This is a genomic window from Achromobacter sp. HZ01 (genome assembly GCF_003267925.1).
GTDB lineage: Bacteria > Pseudomonadota > Gammaproteobacteria > Burkholderiales > Burkholderiaceae_B > Achromobacter > Achromobacter pulmonis_A.
This window is the reverse complement of record NZ_LWKV01000001.1, coordinates 1,033,282-1,053,771: the sequence shown is the minus strand read 5'-3', so window position 1 is coordinate 1,053,771 and position 20,490 is coordinate 1,033,282. Positions and strand designations below refer to the sequence as shown.

The 20,490-nt window shown below is 68.3% G+C and carries 12 protein-coding genes; 7 read left to right on the top strand and 5 right to left on the bottom strand.

Annotated elements, in window-relative coordinates:
- The first annotated feature begins 125 nt into the window (after positions 1–125).
- From ugpB to A6B37_RS04960, 4 genes are all read left to right on the top strand, one after another.
- On the top strand, positions 126–1,439 hold the full coding sequence (ugpB, locus tag A6B37_RS04975) for a sn-glycerol-3-phosphate ABC transporter substrate-binding protein UgpB (protein WP_102771273.1): 1,314 nt from the start codon (positions 126–128) through the stop codon (positions 1,437–1,439).
- A 196-nt stretch (positions 1,440–1,635) separates the two neighbouring features.
- Positions 1,636–2,517: a sn-glycerol-3-phosphate ABC transporter permease UgpA gene (gene ugpA, locus A6B37_RS04970; RefSeq protein WP_102771274.1), complete on the top strand. Its 882-nt coding sequence runs from the start codon at positions 1,636–1,638 to the stop codon at positions 2,515–2,517.
- 18 nt (positions 2,518–2,535) lie between these two features.
- Positions 2,536–3,387, top strand: a complete 852-nt coding sequence (gene ugpE, locus A6B37_RS04965; RefSeq protein ID WP_102771275.1) for a sn-glycerol-3-phosphate ABC transporter permease UgpE — start codon at positions 2,536–2,538, stop codon at positions 3,385–3,387.
- 53 nt (positions 3,388–3,440) lie between these two features.
- Positions 3,441–4,529, top strand: coding sequence for a sn-glycerol-3-phosphate import ATP-binding protein UgpC (locus tag A6B37_RS04960; RefSeq protein WP_102771276.1), 1,089 nt, complete (start codon positions 3,441–3,443; stop codon positions 4,527–4,529).
- A gap of 48 nt (positions 4,530–4,577) precedes the next feature.
- On the opposite strand, the gene A6B37_RS04955 is transcribed toward A6B37_RS04960, so the two are convergent.
- The 5 genes from A6B37_RS04955 to A6B37_RS04935 form a co-directional block, all read right to left on the bottom strand.
- Positions 4,578–5,468 (bottom strand): MipA/OmpV family protein, encoded by an 891-nt coding sequence (locus A6B37_RS04955; RefSeq protein WP_111825082.1) that lies wholly within the window; start codon positions 5,466–5,468, stop codon positions 4,578–4,580.
- A gap of 34 nt (positions 5,469–5,502) precedes the next feature.
- Positions 5,503–6,597: a serine hydrolase domain-containing protein gene (locus A6B37_RS04950; RefSeq protein ID WP_102771278.1), complete on the bottom strand. Its 1,095-nt coding sequence runs from the start codon at positions 6,595–6,597 to the stop codon at positions 5,503–5,505.
- Positions 6,598–6,714: 117 nt separating this feature from the next.
- A complete protein-coding gene (locus A6B37_RS04945) occupies positions 6,715–8,028 on the bottom strand; it encodes an ATP-binding protein (protein WP_111825081.1) in 1,314 nt (437 codons plus the stop codon).
- Entirely contained in the window at positions 8,021–8,722 is a 702-nt protein-coding gene (locus A6B37_RS04940; RefSeq protein WP_111825080.1) for a response regulator, read from the bottom strand. The genes A6B37_RS04945 and A6B37_RS04940 overlap by 8 nt, the downstream gene beginning before the upstream one ends.
- A 95-nt stretch (positions 8,723–8,817) precedes the next feature.
- A complete protein-coding gene (locus A6B37_RS04935) occupies positions 8,818–9,945 on the bottom strand; it encodes a branched-chain amino acid ABC transporter substrate-binding protein (RefSeq protein ID WP_111825079.1) in 1,128 nt (375 codons plus the stop codon).
- A 268-nt stretch (positions 9,946–10,213) separates the two neighbouring features.
- On the opposite strand from A6B37_RS04935, the gene A6B37_RS04930 reads away from it, so the two are divergent.
- The 3 genes from A6B37_RS04930 (at position 10,214) to A6B37_RS04920 (ending at position 20,489) form a co-directional block, all read left to right on the top strand.
- A complete protein-coding gene (locus A6B37_RS04930) occupies positions 10,214–10,810 on the top strand; it encodes an alpha/beta hydrolase (protein ID WP_111825540.1) in 597 nt (198 codons plus the stop codon).
- 720 nt (positions 10,811–11,530) lie between these two features.
- Positions 11,531–19,138 (top strand): type I polyketide synthase, encoded by a 7,608-nt coding sequence (locus tag A6B37_RS04925; protein ID WP_111825078.1) that lies wholly within the window; start codon positions 11,531–11,533, stop codon positions 19,136–19,138.
- Between the two features lie 7 nt (positions 19,139–19,145).
- On the top strand, positions 19,146–20,489 hold the full coding sequence (locus A6B37_RS04920) for an aminotransferase class I/II-fold pyridoxal phosphate-dependent enzyme (RefSeq protein ID WP_111825077.1): 1,344 nt from the start codon (positions 19,146–19,148) through the stop codon (positions 20,487–20,489).
- Position 20,490 lies beyond the last annotated feature (1 nt).

The following is a 20,490-nucleotide window of genomic DNA, read 5'->3' as shown; positions in this document are numbered from 1 at the left end:
GCAATTTGACAGGCGTTTAGAGTGATGTGAAAGTCACGGTTTTGTCACAAACAATTCATAAGGTGTCGTGTTTTTCGTGCCCGGACACCCCGGTCGCAACACGCCCAACCTGGAGGAACCTCTCTATGCGATCCCACCGTATTGCCTTAACTTTTGCCGCCATCATGACGGCTTTTGCCGGCGCCTCGGCGCAGGCAGCCACCGAGATCCAGTTCTGGCACTCGATGGAAGGCGCCCTGGGCGACCGGGTGAACGGCCTTGTCGAAGAGTTCAACAAGAAAAACCCCGATTACCAGGTCAAGGCAGTTTACAAGGGCAACTACGGAGAATCCATGAACGCCGGCATCGCCGCGTTCCGCGCCGGCAATGCGCCCGACATCCTCCAGGTGTTCGAAGTCGGCACCGCCACCATGATGTACGCCAAGGGCGCCATCAAGCCGGTGCAGCAGATGTCCGAGGAAGCCGGCAACCCGATCGATCCGAAGGAATTCATCGGCGCCGTGGCCGGCTACTATTCGTCGGCCGACGGCAAGCTGGTGTCGATGCCCTTCAACAGCTCGACCGTGGTGTTCTACTACAACAAGGACGCCTTCAAGAAGGCCGGCCTGGACGCCGACAATCCGCCCAAGACCTGGGAAGAACTGGCCGCCGCCGGCCAGAAGCTGAAGGCCGCCGGCCAGGAATGCGGCTACACCACCTCGTGGCCGTCGTGGGTCCAGCTGGAGACGTTCTCGGCCTGGCACAACGTGCCGTACGCCACCAAGGACAACGGCTTCGGCGGCCTGGACGCGCGCCTGGCGGTCAACACCCCGCTGCACGTGCGCCACCTGGACAACCTGGCCAAGCTCGCCAAGGACGGCATCTTCATGTACGGCGGGCGCGGCGACGAGCCGAACTCGCTCTTCATCAGCGGCAAGTGCGCCATGATCACCGGCTCGTCGGGCCTGCGCGCCAACATCGCCAAGAACGCCAAGTTCGAATTCGGCACCTCGACCCTGCCCTACTACGCCGACGTGCAGGGCGCGCCGCAGAACACCATCATCGGCGGCGCCTCGCTGTGGGTCTTCGCCAACAAGAAGCCGGAAACCTACAAGGGCGTGACCGCGTTCTTCAAGTTCCTGGCCAGCCCGGAAATCGCCGCCCGCTGGCACCAGCAGACCGGCTACGTGCCCGTCACCAAGGCCGCCTACGAGCTGACCAAGAAGGAAGGCTTCTACGACAAGAACCCGGGCACCGAAGTCGGCGTCAAGCAGCTCAACGTCGAGACCACCGCGCAGTCGCGCGGCCTGCGCCTGGGCTTCCTGCCGCAGATCCGCGAGATCGAAGACGCCGAAATCGAACGCATCGTGTCGGGCAAGGTCTCGGCCAAGGACGGCGCGGAGAACATCGTCAAGCGCGGCAACGAGCTGCTGGAAAAGTTCGAGAAGAGTGTAAAGTAACGCCCCTCTGAATTGCCGGCCCGGTTCTGTCAATCGGTATTTTCCATGCCGTGACAAGGACTTGGGCCATTCAGCACCACGCAGTACAAGGCTTAAGGCCCTGCTTTTCTGGGGCTTTAGGCCTGTCGCATTTATGAAGGCGGTTTCAGGCGGCGGTTAATCCAACCGCCGTTTTTGTGTACCTTGGGTTCCCCCTATGGAAAAACGCGTTGTATTCGGGCACAAGACCCTGCCCTATCTGCTGCTCTTGCCGCAGATTGCCATTACGGTGGTCTTCTTCTTCCTGCCCGCCGGTCAAGCCATGTGGCAGTCCATGCGGCTCGAAGACGCCTTCGGCCTGTCCTCCGAATTCGTCGGGCTGGATAATTTCATCGACCTGTTCTCGCAACAGGCGTACCTCGATTCCTTCCGCGTCACCGCGGTGTTCTCCATCCTCGTAGCGGTGGTGGGCCTGGGCGTGTCGCTGCTGCTGGCCGTCATGGCCGACCGCGTCATCCGCGGCGCCGGTCTCTACAAGACGCTGCTGATCTGGCCCTACGCCGTGGCGCCCGCCGTGGTCGGCGTGCTGTGGCTGTTCCTGTTTTCGCCTTCCGTCGGCATCCTGGCCGTGGCGCTGCGCCACGCCGGCGTCGACTGGAACCCGCGCCTGGACGGCAACCAGGCCATGCTGCTGGTGCTGATCGCCGCGGTATGGAAGCAGGTGTCGTACAACTTCCTGTTCTTCCTGGCCGGCCTACAGTCGATTCCGCGCTCGCTCATCGAAGCCGCCGCGATCGACGGCGCCAGCCCGGCGCGCCGCTTCTGGAGCATCGTGTTCCCGCTGCTGTCGCCCACCACCTTCTTCCTGCTGGTGGTCAACATCATCTACGCCTTCTTCGACACCTTCGCCGTCGTCGACACGACCACGCAGGGCGGTCCCGGCACGTCGACCTCGATCCTGGTCTACAAGGTGTACAGCGACGGCTTCCGCGGCCTGGATCTCGGCTCGTCCGCGGCCCAGTCGGTGGTGCTGATGTTCATTGTGATTGCCTTGACGGTCGTGCAATTCCGCTACGTCGACCGCAAAGTGCAGTATTGATTTTCGAGGCTGATAACAATGGTTGAACGCCGTCCCTGGCTGGATATTCTGGCCCACGTCATTCTGCTCTGCGGCGTGGCGATGGTGGCATTTCCGCTCTACGTCACTTTCGTCGCGTCCACCCAGACCGCGCAGGAAGTGGCTTCCGCGCCGATGTCGCTCATTCCCGGCAAGCATTTCGTCGACAACTACATGCAGGCCCTGTTCGGCGGCTCGTCGGGCGGCTCCTCGGGCGCGCCCGTGGGCCGCATGATGTACGTCAGCCTGATCATGGCGCTGGCGATTTCCATCGGCAAGATCGCCATCTCGCTGCTGTCGGCCTTCGCGGTGGTGTACTTCCGCTTCCCTGGCCGCATGTTCTTTTTCTGGATGATCTTCGTCACGCTGATGCTGCCGGTCGAAGTGCGCATCGCGCCCACGTACAAGGTGGTGGCCGACCTGGGCCTGCTCAACAGCTACGCCGGCCTGACGCTGCCGCTGATCGCCTCGGCCACGGCCACGTTCCTGTTCCGGCAGTTCTTCCTGACCGTGCCGGACGAGCTGATCGAGGCCGCGCGCATCGACGGCGCCGGGCCCATCCGCTTTTTCCGCGACGTGCTGCTGCCGCTGTCCAAGACCAGCATCGCCGCCCTCTTCGTGATCCAGTTCATCTACGGCTGGAACCAGTACCTGTGGCCGCTGCTGGTGACCACGCAGGAAGACATGTACCCCGTCGTCATCGGCATCAAGCGCATGATCAGCGGCGGCGACAGCGTGACCGAATGGAACATCACCATGGCCACCGCCATGCTGGCGATGATCCCGCCGGCGCTGGTCGTCATCCTGATGCAGAAATGGTTCGTCAAGGGTCTGGTCGACACTGAAAAGTGACCCCCGCTCTCCCGCCCTCGCCGCCCCAACACGACTCCGTATACGAATAACACATGGCTACTCTCAGCTTTCGCAACGTCAAGAAAACCTATGCCGGCAATGTGCCGGTCATCCATGGCATCGACATGGACGTCAAGGACGGTGAATTCATCGTCATCGTCGGCCCGTCGGGCTGCGGCAAGTCCACCCTGATGCGCATGGTCGCCGGCCTGGAGACGGTCACCAGCGGCGAGATCCTCATCGAGGACAAGGTCGTCAACAACCTGGAGCCGGCCGAACGCGACATCGCGATGGTGTTCCAGAACTACGCGCTCTACCCGCACATGACCGTGTTCGAGAACATGGCCTATGGCTTGAAGATCCGCAAGTTCTCCAAGGAAGAGATCAAGAAGCGCGTGGACGCGGCCGCCCAGATCCTGGAGCTGTCGCACCTGCTGGACCGCCGCCCGCGCGCGCTGTCCGGCGGCCAGCGCCAGCGCGTGGCCATGGGCCGCGCCATCGTGCGCGAGCCCAAGGTGTTCCTGTTCGACGAACCGCTGTCGAACCTGGACGCCAAGCTGCGCGTGGCGATGCGACTGGAAATCATGAAGCTGCACCGCCGCCTGGGCACGACCAGCCTGTACGTGACGCACGACCAGGTCGAGGCCATGACCCTGGCCCATCGCATGATCGTCATGTACCAGGGCGTGCCCGAGCAGATCGGCACGCCGATGGAAGTGTTCGAAAAGCCCGCCTCCACCTTCGTGGCCGGCTTCATCGGCTCGCCCCCGATGAACCTGATGGAAGTGAACGTGGCCGGAGACGGCACGATGGAGACGGTGGACGGCACCCCGCTGGAAATCTCGCCGCTGGACGTACCCGCCCCGGTGCGCGGCCGCAAGGTGATCCTGGGCATGCGGCCCGAGCACATGCTGCTGAACACGCAGGGCGTGCCGGCCGAAGTGGAAATGGTGGAAACGCTGGGCTCCGAGCAACTGGTGCACTGCCGCTGCGGCAAGGCCACGCTGGTGGTCCGCTGCACCACGCGCCAGCTTTCGGAATCGTCGGCCAAGGTCGGCAACCGCGTCAACGTGGGCTCGGACGGCCGCCACCCGCTGCACTGGTTCGAACCCGATACCGGCCGCCGCGTGCAAGGCCTGTAAGCCTGCACAGGCATCCCCGGCCCCGGACGGGGCCGGCATTACTCCTGCTCAGTACGTGTAGGTCACCATCGTGCCGATCGTGTATTGGTTGCGCTCGCGCACGATGGGACTGTCGGCGGCGTCGCCGAACAGGCGCCGCGCCTCCGCCCCCACCGTCCACGACCATGACTCGTCCAGCGGCAGCGTCCATGTCGCGCCCAGGCCCACGCTCTCCAGGCCGCCCTTGGGACTGTAGCGGCGATAGCCGGAATTGGCCGACTGGTGCGCGCTGACGCCATACCAGGTACGCATGTAGTTGCCGTCGCCGAAGGTGCCCGACAGCGCCACCGACACCAGGCCGGCGGCGCCTTCGTAGACCGTGGCGCCGGCGCCCAGGTTCAGCATGGTGTAGGCGCTGCCCACGTCGCTGTCGCCGCTCTTCTTGAAGGCGTGCGCCAGCGTCGCCGACAGGGTCACCGGGCCCAGCGTGGTTTCGGCGTCCATGCCGATCTGCGCGCGGCTTTTGATCTCGCCCATGCCGCGCAGCTTGTCCGACCCCTCGAAGCCATGCTTGCGGTCCTTGCGCGACGCGCTGGGCGCCAGGTAGAAGCGGAAGGTGCTGTCCAGCGCCTCGGTCTCCCAGCCCAGCCCGTGATCGGTGCCCAGGAAGAAGCCGTGCGGCCCGCGCACCCCCAGCCCGACGATGGGCACCGCCGAGCCTTCGTCGCTGCCGCTGTAGCGCGGCGCGTAGCCCACGCCCAGCGTCCCGTAGAACAGCCATTCGCCGGCCGGCCCTTGCGCGTCGGGCACGGTCAGGCCGCGTGAAGTGGCCCCGCGCTGGCCATAGACCGAATTGACGGCGACCTCGTCGGCGGCCAGGCACAGGCCCGGGCCCAGCGAGAGCAGGCAGGCCGCGCCGACGCGGCGCACGGACACGGACGAGCGAAGAATACGCTTCATGGGAGGGTTCCTGGAAACAGGTTGAGGAAAGGATTCAGTCGGCGTCGCCGCGCTGCCTGGCCTGGCGCATCAGCGCCATCGCCACCGCGGAGATCGAAGCCACCAGCGGCTCGCTGGTGTCGGAATTGCCCATGACCAGGACCGCCAGCTTCTCCCGCGGCGCCAGCACCCAGCGGGAATGGAAGGCCTCGGTCGCGCCGCGATGCATGCGCAGCGGCGCTTCGTCCATCATGTCCGCGCAGGGCGCGGCCAGCCACGACAGCGCCAGCCGGCATTCCAGGTCCATGCCGCTGGCCACCGTCTCCAGGTCCAGCACCGCGTGCGCCGAGCCGGCGCTCAGCACGCGCCTGCCCTCATGGGCGCCGCCGGCGAACAACATGCTGGAGAAACGCGCCATCTCGGTCGTGCTGAGCCACAGTCCGTCGGCCGGCGGATTGGCCTGCGGCGCCTCGGCCCAGGGGTGGCCGCGCCGATAGCCCGCCGCGCGCAGCTGCAGCATGCGCGGCCCCGGCTCGAAGCCGGCGCGCGGCATGTTCACCGGCCGCAGGATGGCGCGGCGCATATAGGCGTCGAAGGGTTCGCCGGCCGCCTGCGCCAGCATGTCGCCCAGCAGCGCGTAGGCCATGTCGGCGCGGGCCCGGCCCATGGTGTCTTCCGGCGCGTCCGGACGGACCGCCATCAGGCCGCGCGCGGTGAAGGGATGCGCGCCCAGCCACTGCATGGCGTTGCGGCGCGGCTGCAGCTCCCAGTCCGGCAGCGCCTGCGAGGCCGGCCGGTCCAGCCCCAGCGCGCCGTCATCGGCGGCGCGCAGTACGCCGGCGGCGGTGACGACCTTGCTGATGGCCCCGACCCGGTACAGCGTGTCGCCGCTGGCCTTGCGGTGCCGCGCCACGTCGGCATAACCGAAGCCGGTGCTCCAGACCACGCGCTGGTCGTCGACCAGCGCGATGGACAGGCCGGGCACGTTCTGCGCGTCCATGTCGTAGGCGATGCGCTGGGCCAGGTAGCCGATCACCGCCGCGTAGTCGCCCGGCGCGACGGCGGCGGGCGCGGCGGGCGGCACGCCCTGGCAGCCGCCGATCACGGCCAGCAGGGATGCGACGGCAAGCAGGCGGCTCAGGCAAAACATGGCGGACGGCGGCTCCTCTGAACGAAAGTGCCGTCATGCTAGCCATGCGCCTGCGCGCGATCTTTCCCGCTTTGTATGGAGTTTGTGAAGATCGTCGCGGGAGTTTGTGAAGTTGCTTTACGTACTGCGGCCCGGCGCGGAAAGCGCCTTCCACGCGATGACGAAGCGCGCCCCGCCCAGCGGGCTGTCGTCGGCGCGCACCGAGCCGTTGTGCCAGCGCGCCACCCGGCTCACAATCGCCAGCCCAAGGCCGACGCCGCCGGTTTCGCGATCGCGGCTTTCATCCAGGCGGATGAAGGGTTCGAAAATGCGCTCGCGATCCGCCGGCGCGATGCCGGGGCCGTCGTCGTCCACCATCAGCACGTACTCGCGCGCCGAACCGCCCAGCAGGCTGACCTGGACCCGGCCGCCCGCGTGCCGGATGGCGTTCTGCAGCAGATTCAGGAGCGCGCGCGTCATGTAACGCTGGTGCAGATGCACCTCGGGCACCTGGCACTGCGCCACCTCGCAGCGCACGCCCGCCACGCCGGCCTCGAAGCCCGCGTGCTGCACCACCGATTCGAGCCAGCCGCGCGCGTCCTGCGGCTGCAGCGCGACGCCGTCGCCCTTGTGCTCCAGCCGGGCGTACATCAGCAGTTCCGAGGCCATGCTGTCCAGCTCGGCCACGTCGCTCTTCATTTCCTCGACCAGGCGCCGGCGCGCCTCGGGATCGTCCTCGCGGTCCATCATGTCCAGCTCGAACGACAGCCGCGCGATCGGCGTGCGCAGTTCGTGCGAGACGGCGTTGGTCAGTTCCCGCTGGTTGCTGACCAGCGCGCTGATCCGCTCGGACATCTGATTGAAGGTGTCGCCCAGGCCCCGTATGGTGGAATGCCGCGACAGCCGGGCGCGCGCCTGCAGGTCGCCCTGCCCCATGCGCTGCGCCGCCGTCTTCAGCGCCTCCAGGTCGCGCCAGGTGGGCAGCGCCCACACCAGCATGAAAGCGCCCAGCAGCAGCGTCAGCGCCGAATACACCGCCACCAGCACCCAGGGCCCGACCGGCGGCTCGGCCGGCAGCTTCATTTCCAGCCATTGATCGCCCGGCCCCGGCAGCGCCGCCACGAAGGTCTGCATCTCGTCGCGGATGAAAAAGCTGCCCGCGGCGATGAGTTTGCGTTCGGCCTCGCTCGCCTCGAAGCTGGCGGCCGGCGCCACCCTCAGCCCCAGGCCGTAGTGCGGCGCCAACCGGTCGCGCACATAGGCCTCGCGGTCGGCGGCGGGCACCTGGCCCAGCTCGCGCACCAGGCTGTACATCTGGCCGCGCACGGCCTGGCGCGTATAGCCTTCGCTCAGCGGCTCGAAAAGGTAAGAGGCCGAGCGGTCCACCACCTGGCTCGAAATCACGAACCCCACGGCCAGCACCACGAACAGCCGCAGGATGAACCTAAGCATCGTCGCCCTCTTGCGCCCTGGGCGAGAACAGATAGCCCTTGCCCCAGACCGTCTTGATGCGCGCCGGATCGCGCGGATCGTCGTCGAGCTTGCGGCGCAGCTTGCTCACGCACACGTCCACGCTGCGGTCCAGCCCGTTGAACTCGATGCCGCGCACCGCGTTGAGCAGGTCGTCGCGCGTGAGCACCTGGCCGGCCTGGCTGGCCAGCGCCCACAGCATCTCGAACTCCATCGTGGTGAGATCGAGCTCCACGCCGGCATGGACCACCGCGCGGTTGCGCCGGTCGATGGCCAGCGGGCCGAACTCCAGGCGCTCGGGCGGTTCGTCGGCCTGGCCGTGGCGCCGCAGCAGCGCCCGCACCCGCGCCAGCAGCACGCGCGGCTCGACCGGCTTGATCACGTAGTCGTCGGCGCCCGACTCCAGGCCCAGGATCTGGTCCAGGTCATCCTCGCGGGCCGTCAGCATCAGGATCGGCGCCGACGAAAACGCGCGCAGGTCGCGGCAGACCTGCAGCCCGTCGCGGCCCGGCAGCATCAGGTCCAGGATGGTGATGGCGGGATCGTGGCGCCGAAACGCCTCCACCGCCTGGTCGCCGCGAAAGGCCTGCGCGACGTTGAAGCCGTGCTGCTCCAGGAACTGGGCGATCAGGCGCGAGAGTTTCGGATCGTCTTCGACGAGCAAAGCCTTGGTCATGGGTGTGCAGGATGAAATCGATGGCGAAATAAAAACCGGGCCGCAAGTCTAGCTCACGGCCCGGTCGGCATCACTGGGCGGCAGGCCGCCCGGGGTTACTTGTAGACGGTCTTGGAGCCGTCCTTGTGCCAGACGAACACGTCGAATTCGAAGTTCGTCAGGTCGCCCTGCTTGTTCCACGACACCTTGCCGATCGGGGTATCGAAGGAGTTGGCGTGCAGGTACTTGGCGACCTTGGTGGGATCGTCCGTGCCCGCGCCCTTGATGCCGTCGGCAATGACCTGGGTGGCCGTGTAGGCCGTCATCTGGAAGGCGCCCGCGGCGTTGCGCTTCTTGGCCTGGAAGGCCTTGACGATGTCGGCGTTGGCGGCGTTCTGGGTGAAGTCGGCCGGCAGCGTCACCAGCATGCCTTCGACCGCGTCGCCGGCGATGGCGTTGATGTCCGGGTTGCCCGTGCCTTCCGGACCCATCCACTTGGCCTTCACGCCCTGCTCGGCCGCCTGGCGCAGCAGCAGGCCCATTTCAGGGTGGTAGCCGCCGTAGTAGACGAAGTCCACGCCCTGGCTCTTGAGCTTGGTGATGACGGCCGAGTAGTCGCTGTCGCCGGCGTTGATGCCTTCGAAGAACGCCACGGTGACGCCGCCCTTTTCCAGGTCGTTCTTGACCGCGGTGGCGATGCCCTGGCCGTACGACTGCTTGTCGTGCAGCACCGCGACCTTCTTGGGCTTAATCTTGTCCAGGATGAACTTGGCGGCCGCAGGACCTTGCTGGTCGTCGCGCCCGATGGTGCGGAAGATGAACTCGTAGTTCTTGCCGTCGGTCAGGGCCGGCGACGTGGCCGAGGGGGTCACCATGACCACGCCCTCGTTGTTGTAGACGTCGGCGGCGGCGATGGTGGCGCCCGAGCACACGTGGCCCACGACGAAGCCGATCTTGCTGTTGACCACGCGGTTGGCGGCGACCGGGCCCTGCTTGGGCTCGCAGCCGTCGTCGATCACCACGGTTTCCAGCTTCTTGCCGTTCACGCCGCCGGCGGCGTTGATGCGCTCGATTGCCGTATCGACGCCCTCACGGACCATATCGCCATACTGGGTGACCGCGCCGGTGGTGGGGCCGACGACGCCGATCTTGATGGTTTGCGCCTGCGCGGCCGCGCCGAACGCCATGCCCGCGGCGACGCCCAGCGCGGCGATGACCGGGGTCAGACGGAATACTGGCTTCATGTTGGACTCCTCTAATGATTTGTAATCGTTAGTTCCGCACCCGTGCGCACGCCGGTTGTTTCCGTGTTCACGCCCGGTTACGGTGCATTAGCACGGCAAGCATACACTGAAAAATACCCCTGTTTGCAGGGCGCGCGACCCGCTTTTCGACGAGGGCCGCGCGTAAACCGCGGCGGCCGCCGCGCTCGCAGCCTTATGCCCGTCGCCGTATATGCAAAAGACGATTTATTCGTTTGAGTTACTAAAGCGGCGCGGCATGATGGCCGCCATGAGACTCCAACCGATCATCGTCCCGGGCTGGAAAAACTCCGGACCCGACCATTGGCAATCGCGCTGGGCCGCGTCCCTGCCGCTTGCGGTCCGCCTTGAACAGCGCGACTGGCAGAACCCGGTCGCCGCGCAATGGATCGCCACGCTGGCCGCGGAAGTGGATCGGGCCCGCAGCCCCGTGCTGCTGGTCGCTCACAGCCTGGGCTGCCTGGTCAGCGCCGCGCTGCCGGTGCCGCTGCGCGCCAAGGTCGCCGGCGCTCTGCTGGTGGCGCCGGCCGACGTGGAACGCGCCGACGCGCCCGAGTGCCTGCGCAGCTTCGCGCCCGTGCCGCGCCAGCCCTTGCCCTACCAGAGCGTCGTGGTCGCCAGCGACGACGATCCCTATTGCAGCCTGGACCGCGCCCGCGCCTTCGCCGGCGACTGGGGCAGCCGCATCGTCATCCTCTCCGGCGCCGGCCACATCAACGCCGACAGCGGCCTGGGCGACTGGCCGCAAGGCCTGAAACTGCTCGGCGCCCTGCGCCGCCGGGCGTCCTGGCGCATTCCCACCCCCGCCAAGCGCATCCCGCCCATTCCGCTCTACGACGCGTCCTAGACGCCCGCAGCCGTCCTGCGCGGTCATGCTGGTTGCGTAAAATCACGCATCCAGACTACTGTTTGCAACAGAAATGCACCGGAAATTCTTGTAATCGCCGGATGATTTCCGCAAACCTTTCAGCACACGCCGCTTGCGCAACAACCCTTACGCCCAGTTGAAGCGTTTTGATTAATCTTGCTCCAATTTGGTTACATATGGTTGTTATCCTAGCGGCCGGGAACATCGGGGACAGGGAAATGACAGCTTACGCGCGCGCGGCGCTACGGGTTAACCCCGTCCGCCGCCATTCCTTCCCGGATTTAGCTGAATCTTATACATACAGTAAAATCGGCTCATATTCATCTAAATGTCACGGCGATTCGCCCGCGCCCAAACCATGCTCGCCGGTTATCGAGCAGGTTCGGCAGGCCATATCTCGTCGCCAGATCGACAAAATAAAAAATGAGAATGCAGAGCAATACTCTCGCGCCCCGGCTTCGGCGCAACCGCGGCGCCGGCGTCGCCATAACGCTATTCGCAGCGCCTGGACGGGAGCTTCCGGCCATCCCAGGCCGTCTATCCCGCGCCTGATTTTCCGGCGCGGGCTTCCCGCACTCCCGATCGTCGCAGCCGCCGGCCGTCCCGGCGCCGCAGCCTCGGCCGGCCCCGACCGCCATTGCGGTTCGACCGCCCTCATTTACCATCCCCCGCCGCGTGGCGGGGCCAGAAGGACTCTGCATGCGTAAGCGCGTTGCCGTCGTTGGACTTTCGTTTCGGTTTCCCAGCACCACCCATGACAGCTACTGGCCGGCCCTGCTGGAAGGCCGCGACCTGGTCACCCACGTCGAACAGGACCGCTGGTCCGCCGACGCCTACCTGCATCCCGCCAAAGACCATCCCGGCACCGCCTACACCTTTGCCGCCGGCTCCATCGGCGACGTCTCCGGGTTCGACGCAGGGTTCTTCGGCATCTCGCCGCGCGAAGCCGCGCTGATGGACCCGCAGCAGCGCCTGCTGCTGGAAATGAGCTGGGAAGCCCTGGAAGACGCCGGCATCGCGCCCTCCATCCTGCGCGGTTCGGACTGCGGCGTGTATATCGGCATCGCCAGCTCCGACTACGCCTACCGCCTGGCCGAAGACCTGAACGCCGTCGACGCCTCGATGGCGACCGGCAACACCGCCAGCATCGCCGCCAACCGCCTCTCCTACTTCTTCGACCTGCGCGGCCCCAGCATCGCCATGGACACGGCCTGCTCGTCCTCGCTGGTCGCCTTCCACCAGGCATGCCGCGCCATCCTGTCGGGCGAATGCACCCAGGCGCTGGCCGGCGGCGTCAGCCTGCACCTGCACCCCTACGGCTTCATCACCTTCTCCAAGGCGTCCATGCTGTCGCCGCGCGGGCGCTGCAACGTCTTCGACGCCTCCGGCGACGGCTACGTCCGTTCCGAAGGCGGCGGCATCTTCGTGCTGAAGGACTACGACCAGGCGGTCGCCGACGGCGACGCCATCCTTGCCGTGGTGGCCGGCAGCGCCGTCAACACCGACGGCCGCAAGTCCGGCCTCACCGTGCCCAGCGTGCAGGCCCAGGCCGCGCTGATGCGCCAGGTCTACGAACAGGCCGGCATCTCGCCCGCCGAGATCGACTACCTGGAAGCGCACGGCACCGGCACCGCGGTCGGCGATCCGATCGAAACCCGCGCCATCGGCCTGGCCCTGGCCCAGCAGCGCGGCAAGGACGCGCCGCTGCCCATCGGTTCGGTCAAGAGCAACCTGGGCCACCTGGAAGCCGCTTCCGGCGTGGCCGGCCTGGTCAAGGCCCTGTACGTGCTGCGCCACCGCGAGGTGCCCGCCACCATCGGCATCAAGACCCTCAATCCCAAGATCGAGTTCCAGGACTGGAACCTCGACGTCGTCACGCAGAACCGCAAGCTGCGTCCCGCCGGCAAGCTGGTGGTGGGCGTGAACTCCTTCGGCTTCGGCGGCGCCAACGCGCACGTCATCCTGGAAAGCGCCCCGCCGCGCAGCCCGGCCGCCGAAGGCAAGATGGCCAAGACCGCCCCGATCCCCGTCGTGGTCTCGGGCAAGACCCTGCCCGCGCTGCGGGCCGCGGCCGGCCGGATGGCGCAGACGCTGCGCGACCAGCCCGCCAAGTTCCTGTACAACGCCGCCTACCACGCCGCCATGCGCCGCGACTGGCACGGCGAGCGCGCCGTGGTGTTCGGCACCCAGTGCAACGCGGTGGCCGACCTGCTGCAGCAATACGCCGACAGCGGCGACGCCAAGCCCGGCCTGGTCGCCGGCAGCGCGCTGCCCGCCGCGCGCGGCCCGGTGCTGGTCTATTCCGGCAACGGCTCGCAATGGGCCAACATGGGCCGCCGGCTGCTGGCCGATCCGGTGTTCGCCGCCGCCATCGACGAAGTGGATGCGCTGTTCGCCCAGTACGCCGACTTCTCGCTGCACAAGGAACTGGCCGGCGAGAACGGCGACGACCGCTACGAACGCACCGAAATCGCCCAGCCCGCGCTCTTTGCGCTGCAGGTCGGCATCACCCGCATGCTGGCCCAGCACGGCGTGGTGCCGTCGGCCGTGATCGGCCACAGCGTGGGCGAAGTCGCCGCCGCCTGGGCCTGCGGCGCGCTGTCGCTGCCCGACGCGGTGCGCGTCATCTTCCAGCGCAGCCGCCTGCAGGGTCAGACCAAGGGCCAAGGCCGCATGACGGCCGTGGGCGTCAGCGGCGAAGAAGCGCTGGCCCTGATCGCCGAACATGGCCTGGGCGCAAGCGTGTGCGTGGCCGGCTTCAACAGCGGCCGCGGCGCCACCCTGGCCGGCGCGCCCGAAGCGCTGGCGGTGCTGGAAGCGGCGCTGGCCGAACAATCCCTGTTCCATCGCCGCCTCGACCTGGACTACGCCTTCCACAGCCCGGCCATGGACGCCATCGAGGCCGGCATCCGCGAATCGCTGGCCGGCATCGCGCCGCGCGCGGCCGACGTGCCCTTTTATTCCACCGTCACCGGCGCGCCGCTGGACGGCGCCGGGCTGGACGCCGGCTACTGGTGGCGCAACGTGCGCGAAGCCGTGCGCTTCGAACAGGCCGCGCAGCAGCTGGTGGCCGAAGGCAATAACGTCTACGTCGAAGTCGGCCCGCACCCGGTGCTGCGCTCGTACCTGAACGACGCCCTCAAGGCCGGCGACCTGCAAGGCCGCGTGCTCAGCACCGCCACGCGCGGCGGCGACGATCCCGAGAAAATCTGGAACGCCGCCGGCCAGGCCATCGTCAGCGGCGGCCAGCTCGACCTGCAGTCGCTGTTCCCGTGGGCCGGCGCGCCGGTCGAACTGCCGACCTATCCCTGGCAGCGCGAACGCCACTGGCACCCGGCCACCCCCGAGTCCCAGGGCCTGCTCACGCGCCGGCTGGCGCACCCGCTGCTGGGCTATCCCATGCAGCAGCACGAGCACACCTGGGAGAACCGGCTCGACACGCAATCCCATCCCACGCTGGCCGACCACGTCGTCGGCGACGCGGTCGTGTTTCCCGGCACCGGCTTCGCCGAAATCGCGCTGGCCGCCGCGCTGCGCTGGCAAGGCGGCGCCACCGACTGCGCCGAACTGGAAGAGCTGGAAATCCACGCGCCGCTGCTGCTCAGTGCCGCGCCCGGCAAGCTGCTGCGCCTGCTGCTCGATGACGGCGACGGCCGTTTCCGCATCACGTCCAAGGAAACCGGCAGCACCGAACCCTGGACCCGGCACGCCAGCGGCCGCCTGCTGCGCGAGCCGCGCCTGACCCGCCTGACCCGGCCCGCCCTGGTCCTGCCGGAACGCGCGCCCGACTTCACCGGCGACAGCCACAACGCGCTGACCCGCGCCGTGGGCCTGGACTACGGCCCGGCCTTCCGCGCCGTCAAGCACGGCTGGCTGGAGTCCGACGCCAGCGTGCTGGCCGTGCTCGAACCCCAGCCCTGCCTGGCCGCCGAACTCGAAACCGCCCACCTGCACCCGGCGCTGCTGGACTGCGCGTTCCAGCTCATCATCCAGCTGCTGCGCGACGACCCGGCCATGGGCCTGGGCATCGCCTACGTGCCCGCCAAGATCGGACGCCTGAGCCTGCGCGCCAACGCCGGCCAGCCGGCCGCCGCGCGCGTGCGCCTGGAGCGCCGCGCCCCGCATTCGCTGACCGCCAGCTTCGAGCTGTACAACGCCGCCGGCGAGCAGATCGCCGCCGTCGAACAGGCGCGCTTTCGCAGCATCCGCCTGCGCAAGGCCGCGGCCGACCATCTCAGCTTCCTGGACAGCGTCGCCACGCCGCGCCCGCGCGCGCCGTTCGGCCCCAACCCGGTCGAACTCCAGACCCTGCGCGCCGCGCTGGCCGAAGCCGTCGCCGCCTGCACCGAAGGCGGCGCGCACGCGCGCTATGCCGACGAAGTCGATCCGCTGCTGGAAAGCCTGTGCGACAGCTTCGCGCTGGACGCCTTGCGCGCCATCGCGCCCGACGGCCGCCTGCTGCCGCAGGCCCTGATCACCGAACTGGGCCGCCACGCCCCGCAGGCCGCGCCCCTGCTGCGGCATATCGCCGCCCGCCTGACGGCCGCCGGCTACGTCCAAGCGCAGGCGGCCGGCATCGCGCTGCCCGCCGACGACAACGGCGAAGGCGGCGCCACCGACATCTGGAACACGCTGCTGCGCGAATACCCCGACTACGCGCAGATCGTCCACGCCGTGGGCCGCATCGGCCTGCACCTGCCCGCGCTGCTGCGCGGCGAGGCCGACGTCGACCAGATCTGCCCGCGCGCCACCACGCCGGCCGTCATCAACCGCAGCCTGCTCGGCGCGGCCAGCGGCCAGCGCCTGGGCACGGCCCTGCGCGCGGTGCTGCAACAGGCCCAGGCGGCCCGCCTGCCCGGCCAGCGCCTGAGCGTCATGGAAGTCGGCCAGGCCGCGCCGCTCTTCAACTTCAACTGCTGCGACGCGCTGGACTTCAACGTCGCCGACTACTGCTACGCCTCGCCCGACGCCGACATGCTGGACCACGTCGGCCACCAGCAGGCGGAACGCCATCCCAACGCCCGCACCGAACGCATCGGCGAAGACGGCGACGCCCCGGCCGCGCGCTGCGACCTCGTCATCTTCCACTGCGAATTCGACACCCTGGACGCGGCCCTGGCCGCGCTCAAGCACGCCCGCGCCAGCCTGCGCGCGGGCGGCGTGCTGCTCTTCTGCGGCGCCCATCCGGCCGCCTGGGCCGACTTCGTCTTCGGCGCGCGCCGGCAATGGTGGCAGGCCGGCGAGAACGGCGAACAGCTCTCCACCCAACAGCCCGCCGCCTTCTGGCAGGAAACCCTGCAATCCCTGGGCCTGCAATGCGATAGCCCGCTGGAATTCAGCCAATCGCCGGCCACCGGCGCCTATCTGCTGACCGCCAGCCTCGAGGCCGCGCAGTCGGCCGACACCGCGGCGCAGCCCGCCACGCCGGCGCGCTGGCTGATCCTGGCCGACCGCAACCCGGAACACGGCGCCGGCCTGGCGCCCGCGCTGCAGGCCAGCCTGGCCGCGGCCGGCCACCAGGTGCGCCTGGAGACCGGCGTCGCGCCCGAGGCGCTGGACGCCCTGCTGGCCGGCGACGCCGACGGTCCGGTCGAACACATCGTGCATCTCGACGGCCTGGCCTGGGCCGACGCCCACGAAACGCCCGACGAGCTGCTGGCCAAGCAGACCCGCCGCTGCGCGCTTGCCGCCGCCGTCATCCAGGCCTGCGAACGCACCCAGACGCCGGCCACCGTGTGGCTGATCACCGCCGACGCCGCGCAATACCTGCGCCGTGCGCCGGCCCCCGCCGCCATGCACGCGCTCAACGACGCCGCCCTGTGGGGCTATGGCCGCACCCTGGCCAACGAAGCGTCGAACTTCCGCATCCGCATGGTGGACCTGCCGCTGGCCCATGCCGGCGGCCTGGCCGATGCCCTGGCGCGCGAATTGTCCGCCATGGACGACGAAGACGAAATCCTGCTGGGCCCCGACGGCGAACGCTATGCGCCGCGCCTGCGCCTCGCCGCGCGTCCGGCGCCGGCCAGCCAGGCCACCGGGGCGCACGCCGTGCGCCTGGGCTTCGAATTCCCCGGCCAGCTGCGCAACCTGCGCTGGGAAGCCTGCCCCGCCCCGGCGCCCGCCGGCGACCAGCTCGAAGTACGCATCGAAGCCACCGGCCTGAACTTCCGCGACGTCATGTACGCCCTGGGCCTGCTGTCCGACGAAGCCATCGAGAACGGTTTCGCCGGCCCCACCCTGGGCCTGGAGTTCGCCGGCACGGTCACCCGCGTCGGACCGGACGCGGCCGGCTACCAGGTCGGCGACGCGGTCGTGGGCTTCGGCCCGGCCAGCTTCGGCGACCGCGTGCTGACCCGCCCCAGCGCCATCTCGCACATCCCCGAAGGCTTCTCGTTCGAAGCCGCGGCCACCATTCCCAGCACCTTCTTCACTGTCTACTACGCGCTGCACCACCTGGCGCGCCTCGAAGAAGGCGAGAAGATCCTGATCCACGGCGCGGCCGGCGGCGTCGGCATCGCCGCCATCCAGTTCGCCCAATGGCTGGGTGCCGAAATCTACGCCACCGCCGGCTCCGACGAAAAACGCGACCTGCTGCGCCTGCTGGGCGTGCGCCACATCTACGACTCGCGCTCGCTGTCCTACGCCGACGAGATCCTCGCCGACACCGACGGACGCGGCGTGGACGTGGTGCTCAACTCCCTGGCCGGCGAAGCCGTCAACCGCAACCTGCGGGTGCTCAAGCCCTTCGGCCGCTTCCTCGAACTGGGCAAGCGCGACTTCTACGAGAACACCCGCATCGGCCTGCGCCCGTTCCGCAACAACATCAGCTACTTCGGCATCGACGCCGACCAGCTGATGAACGAGCGCCCCGACCTCACCCAGCGCCTGTTCGCGGAGATGATGGCGCTGTTCCGCCAGGGCGCGCTGCATCCGCTGCCCTACACCGTCTTCGACGCCAACGACATCGTCGACGCCTTCCGCTACATGCAGCAGGCGCGCCAGATCGGCAAGATCGTGGTCACCTACCGCAACGGCATCAGCGGCGTGCACCATCCGGCGGCCCAGGCCGATCACGGCCTGGCACTGCCGGCCGACGCCAGCTACCTGGTCACCGGCGGCCTGGGCGGCTTCGGCCTGCGCACCGCGCAATGGCTGGCCGAGCGCGGCGCGCGCAACCTGATCCTGATCAGCCGCAGCGGACCCGCCAACGACGCCGCGAAAGCCGCCATCGCCGCCTTCGAAGCACAAGGCGTGCGCGTCCACGCCGCCGCCTGCGACGTCACCGACCGCGACGCCCTGGCCGGCCTGCTGCAGGACGCCGCCGCCACGTTGCCGCCGCTCAAGGGCGTGGTCCACGCCGCCGTGGTCATCGACGACGGCCTGGCCCGCAGCGCCAACGCCGAACAGATCCAGCGCACCCTGGCCGCCAAGGTCCTGGGCGCGCAGCACCTGCACGAACTGACCCGCGCGCTGCCGCTGGACCTCTTCATCTGCTATTCCTCGGCCACCACCCTCTTCGGCAACCCGGGGCAAAGCAACTACGTCGCCGCCAACGCCTGGCTCGAACGCCTCGCCGCCCAGCGCCGCGCCGAAGGCCTGCCGGCCACCTGCGTGCGCTGGGGCGCCATCGACGACGTGGGCTTCCTGGCCCGCAACGAAAAAATCAAGGACGCCCTGCAAAGCCGCATGGGCGGCGGCGCCCTGGCCTCCCAGACCGCGCTGGACGCGCTCGAAGCCATGCTGGCCGCCGACGCCTCCGGCCTCGGCGTGCTGGAACTGGACTGGCGCGCGCTGGCCCGCTTCCTGCCCACCTCCGGCCTGCCCAAGTTCTCCGACATCGCCCGCCAGGCCGGCGACGCCGGCGAAGAAGACAGCGGCGCCGACGACATCGCCCACCTCATCGCCACCCTGGACGACGAGGCCCTGCATGAGCGCTTCACCGACATGCTCAAGGCCGAGATCGGCGAAATCCTGCGTGTCGCGCCCGACAAGATCGAAGCCACCCGCTCGGTCTACGACATGGGCCTGGACTCGCTCATGGGCGTGGAACTGGTGGTCGCGCTGGAAAACCGCTTCGGCATCCGCCTGCCCGTCATGGCGCTCAACGAAAGCCCCACGCCGGCCAAGCTCGCCGAACGTCTGGTGCTGCTGCTGCGCGACGAACACGACGCCGGCGACGCCCTCACCGCCAGCGTGCAGCAGGTCGTCGCGCACCACGCCGCCGAAGTCGGCGCCAGCTCGGTCTCCGAATTCGTCGACGAGATCAAGCAGAACGGCAGCCTTCCCAAGCAACGCATGATCCAGTAGGCAAGACTTGAGCACCGTAAAAAAGCTGCCCGGCCTTGCCGCCGGCATCAAAGACAAACTCATCCAGCAAGCGCTGGAGCGCAAGTTGCGCCAGGCCGCCGCGCCCGCCGGCCAGGCGCTGGCGCGCCCCGCGGAAAAGAAAGCCGAGATCCCCGAGGAACACTACCGCTTCCATCTCCACCCCGGCTACCAGCAGCTGCGCATCATCAACGACGGCGCCAGCCGCCTCGGCGTCAAGAACCCCTTCTTCAAGCTGCATGAAGGCACCGCCGGCGCCGCCACCCGGATCAGCGGCAACGGCTACATCAACTACGCCAGCTACAACTACCTGAACATGTCCGGCGATCCGGACGTGATCGCCGCGGCCAAGGCCGCCATCGACCGCTACGGCACCTCGGTGTCCGCCAGCCGCCTGGTCTCGGGCGAACGCCCCGTGCACCGCGAACTCGAAACCGAGATCGCCGCCCTCTACGGCGTGGACGACGCCATCACCTTCGTCAGCGGCCACGCCACCAACGTCTCCACCATCGGCTACCTCTTCGGCCCGCGCGACCTGGTGCTGCACGACGAACTGATCCACAACAGCGTCCTACAGGGCATCCAGCTCTCCGGCGCGCGCCGCCTGCCCTTCCCCCACAACGACTGGGAAGCGCTCGACGCCATCCTCAACGACCAGCGCCGCCAGTTCGAACGCGTCCTCATCGTGCTGGAAGGCATCTACAGCATGGACGGCGACTACCCCGACCTGCCGCGCTTCATCGAGGTCAAGCAGCGCCACCGCGCCTTCCTCATGGTCGACGAAGCCCACTCCCTGGGCGTCATGGGCACACGCGGCTACGGCATCAGCGAACACTTCGGCGTCGACGGCAAGGACGTCGACATCTGGATGGGCACCCTGAGCAAGACGCTGGCCGGCTGCGGCGGCTACATCGCCGGCGAAACCGCGCTGGTCGAACACCTGAAATTCCTGGCCCCCGGCTTCCTGTACAGCGTCGGCATGCCGCCCAGCGTCGCCGCCGCGTCGCTGGCGGCGCTGCGCAAGATGAAGCAATCGCCCGACCGCGTGGCCGCCCTGCAGGCCCGCGGCCGGTTCTTCCTGCAACAGGCCCGCGCCGCCGGCATAGACACCGGCACCAGCACCGGCCTGGCCGTCGTGCCCGCCATCACCGGCAGCTCGCTGAAAGCCACGCGCGCGTCGGCCGAACTCTTCAAGCAAGGGATCAACGTGCAGCCGATTCTGTATCCGGCCGTGCCCGAGAAGTCGGCAAGGCTGCGGTTTTTTATTTCTTGTATGCATACGGAAGAGCAGCTCCAGCAAACGATCCGGGCGCTGACGGAAGCATTGCGCTAAG

What these genes read in the sequence shown, in the direction of transcription:
- A6B37_RS04930 (WP_111825540.1), top strand. Translation starts at nt 10,214, where the DNA reads ATGAGACTCCAACCGATCATCGTCCCGGGCTGGAAAAACTCCGGACCC.
- A6B37_RS04940 (WP_111825080.1), bottom strand. Translation starts at nt 8,722, where the DNA reads ATGACCAAGGCTTTGCTCGTCGAAGACGATCCGAAACTCTCGCGCCTG.
- A6B37_RS04950 (WP_102771278.1), bottom strand. Translation starts at nt 6,597, where the DNA reads ATGTTTTGCCTGAGCCGCCTGCTTGCCGTCGCATCCCTGCTGGCCGTG.
- A6B37_RS04925 (WP_111825078.1), top strand. Translation starts at nt 11,531, where the DNA reads ATGCGTAAGCGCGTTGCCGTCGTTGGACTTTCGTTTCGGTTTCCCAGC.
- ugpA (WP_102771274.1), top strand. Translation starts at nt 1,636, where the DNA reads ATGGAAAAACGCGTTGTATTCGGGCACAAGACCCTGCCCTATCTGCTG.
- A6B37_RS04945 (WP_111825081.1), bottom strand. Translation starts at nt 8,028, where the DNA reads ATGCTTAGGTTCATCCTGCGGCTGTTCGTGGTGCTGGCCGTGGGGTTC.
- A6B37_RS04935 (WP_111825079.1), bottom strand. Translation starts at nt 9,945, where the DNA reads ATGAAGCCAGTATTCCGTCTGACCCCGGTCATCGCCGCGCTGGGCGTC.
- A6B37_RS04960 (WP_102771276.1), top strand. Translation starts at nt 3,441, where the DNA reads ATGGCTACTCTCAGCTTTCGCAACGTCAAGAAAACCTATGCCGGCAAT.
- A6B37_RS04955 (WP_111825082.1), bottom strand. Translation starts at nt 5,468, where the DNA reads ATGAAGCGTATTCTTCGCTCGTCCGTGTCCGTGCGCCGCGTCGGCGCG.
- ugpE (WP_102771275.1), top strand. Translation starts at nt 2,536, where the DNA reads ATGGTTGAACGCCGTCCCTGGCTGGATATTCTGGCCCACGTCATTCTG.
- ugpB (WP_102771273.1), top strand. Translation starts at nt 126, where the DNA reads ATGCGATCCCACCGTATTGCCTTAACTTTTGCCGCCATCATGACGGCT.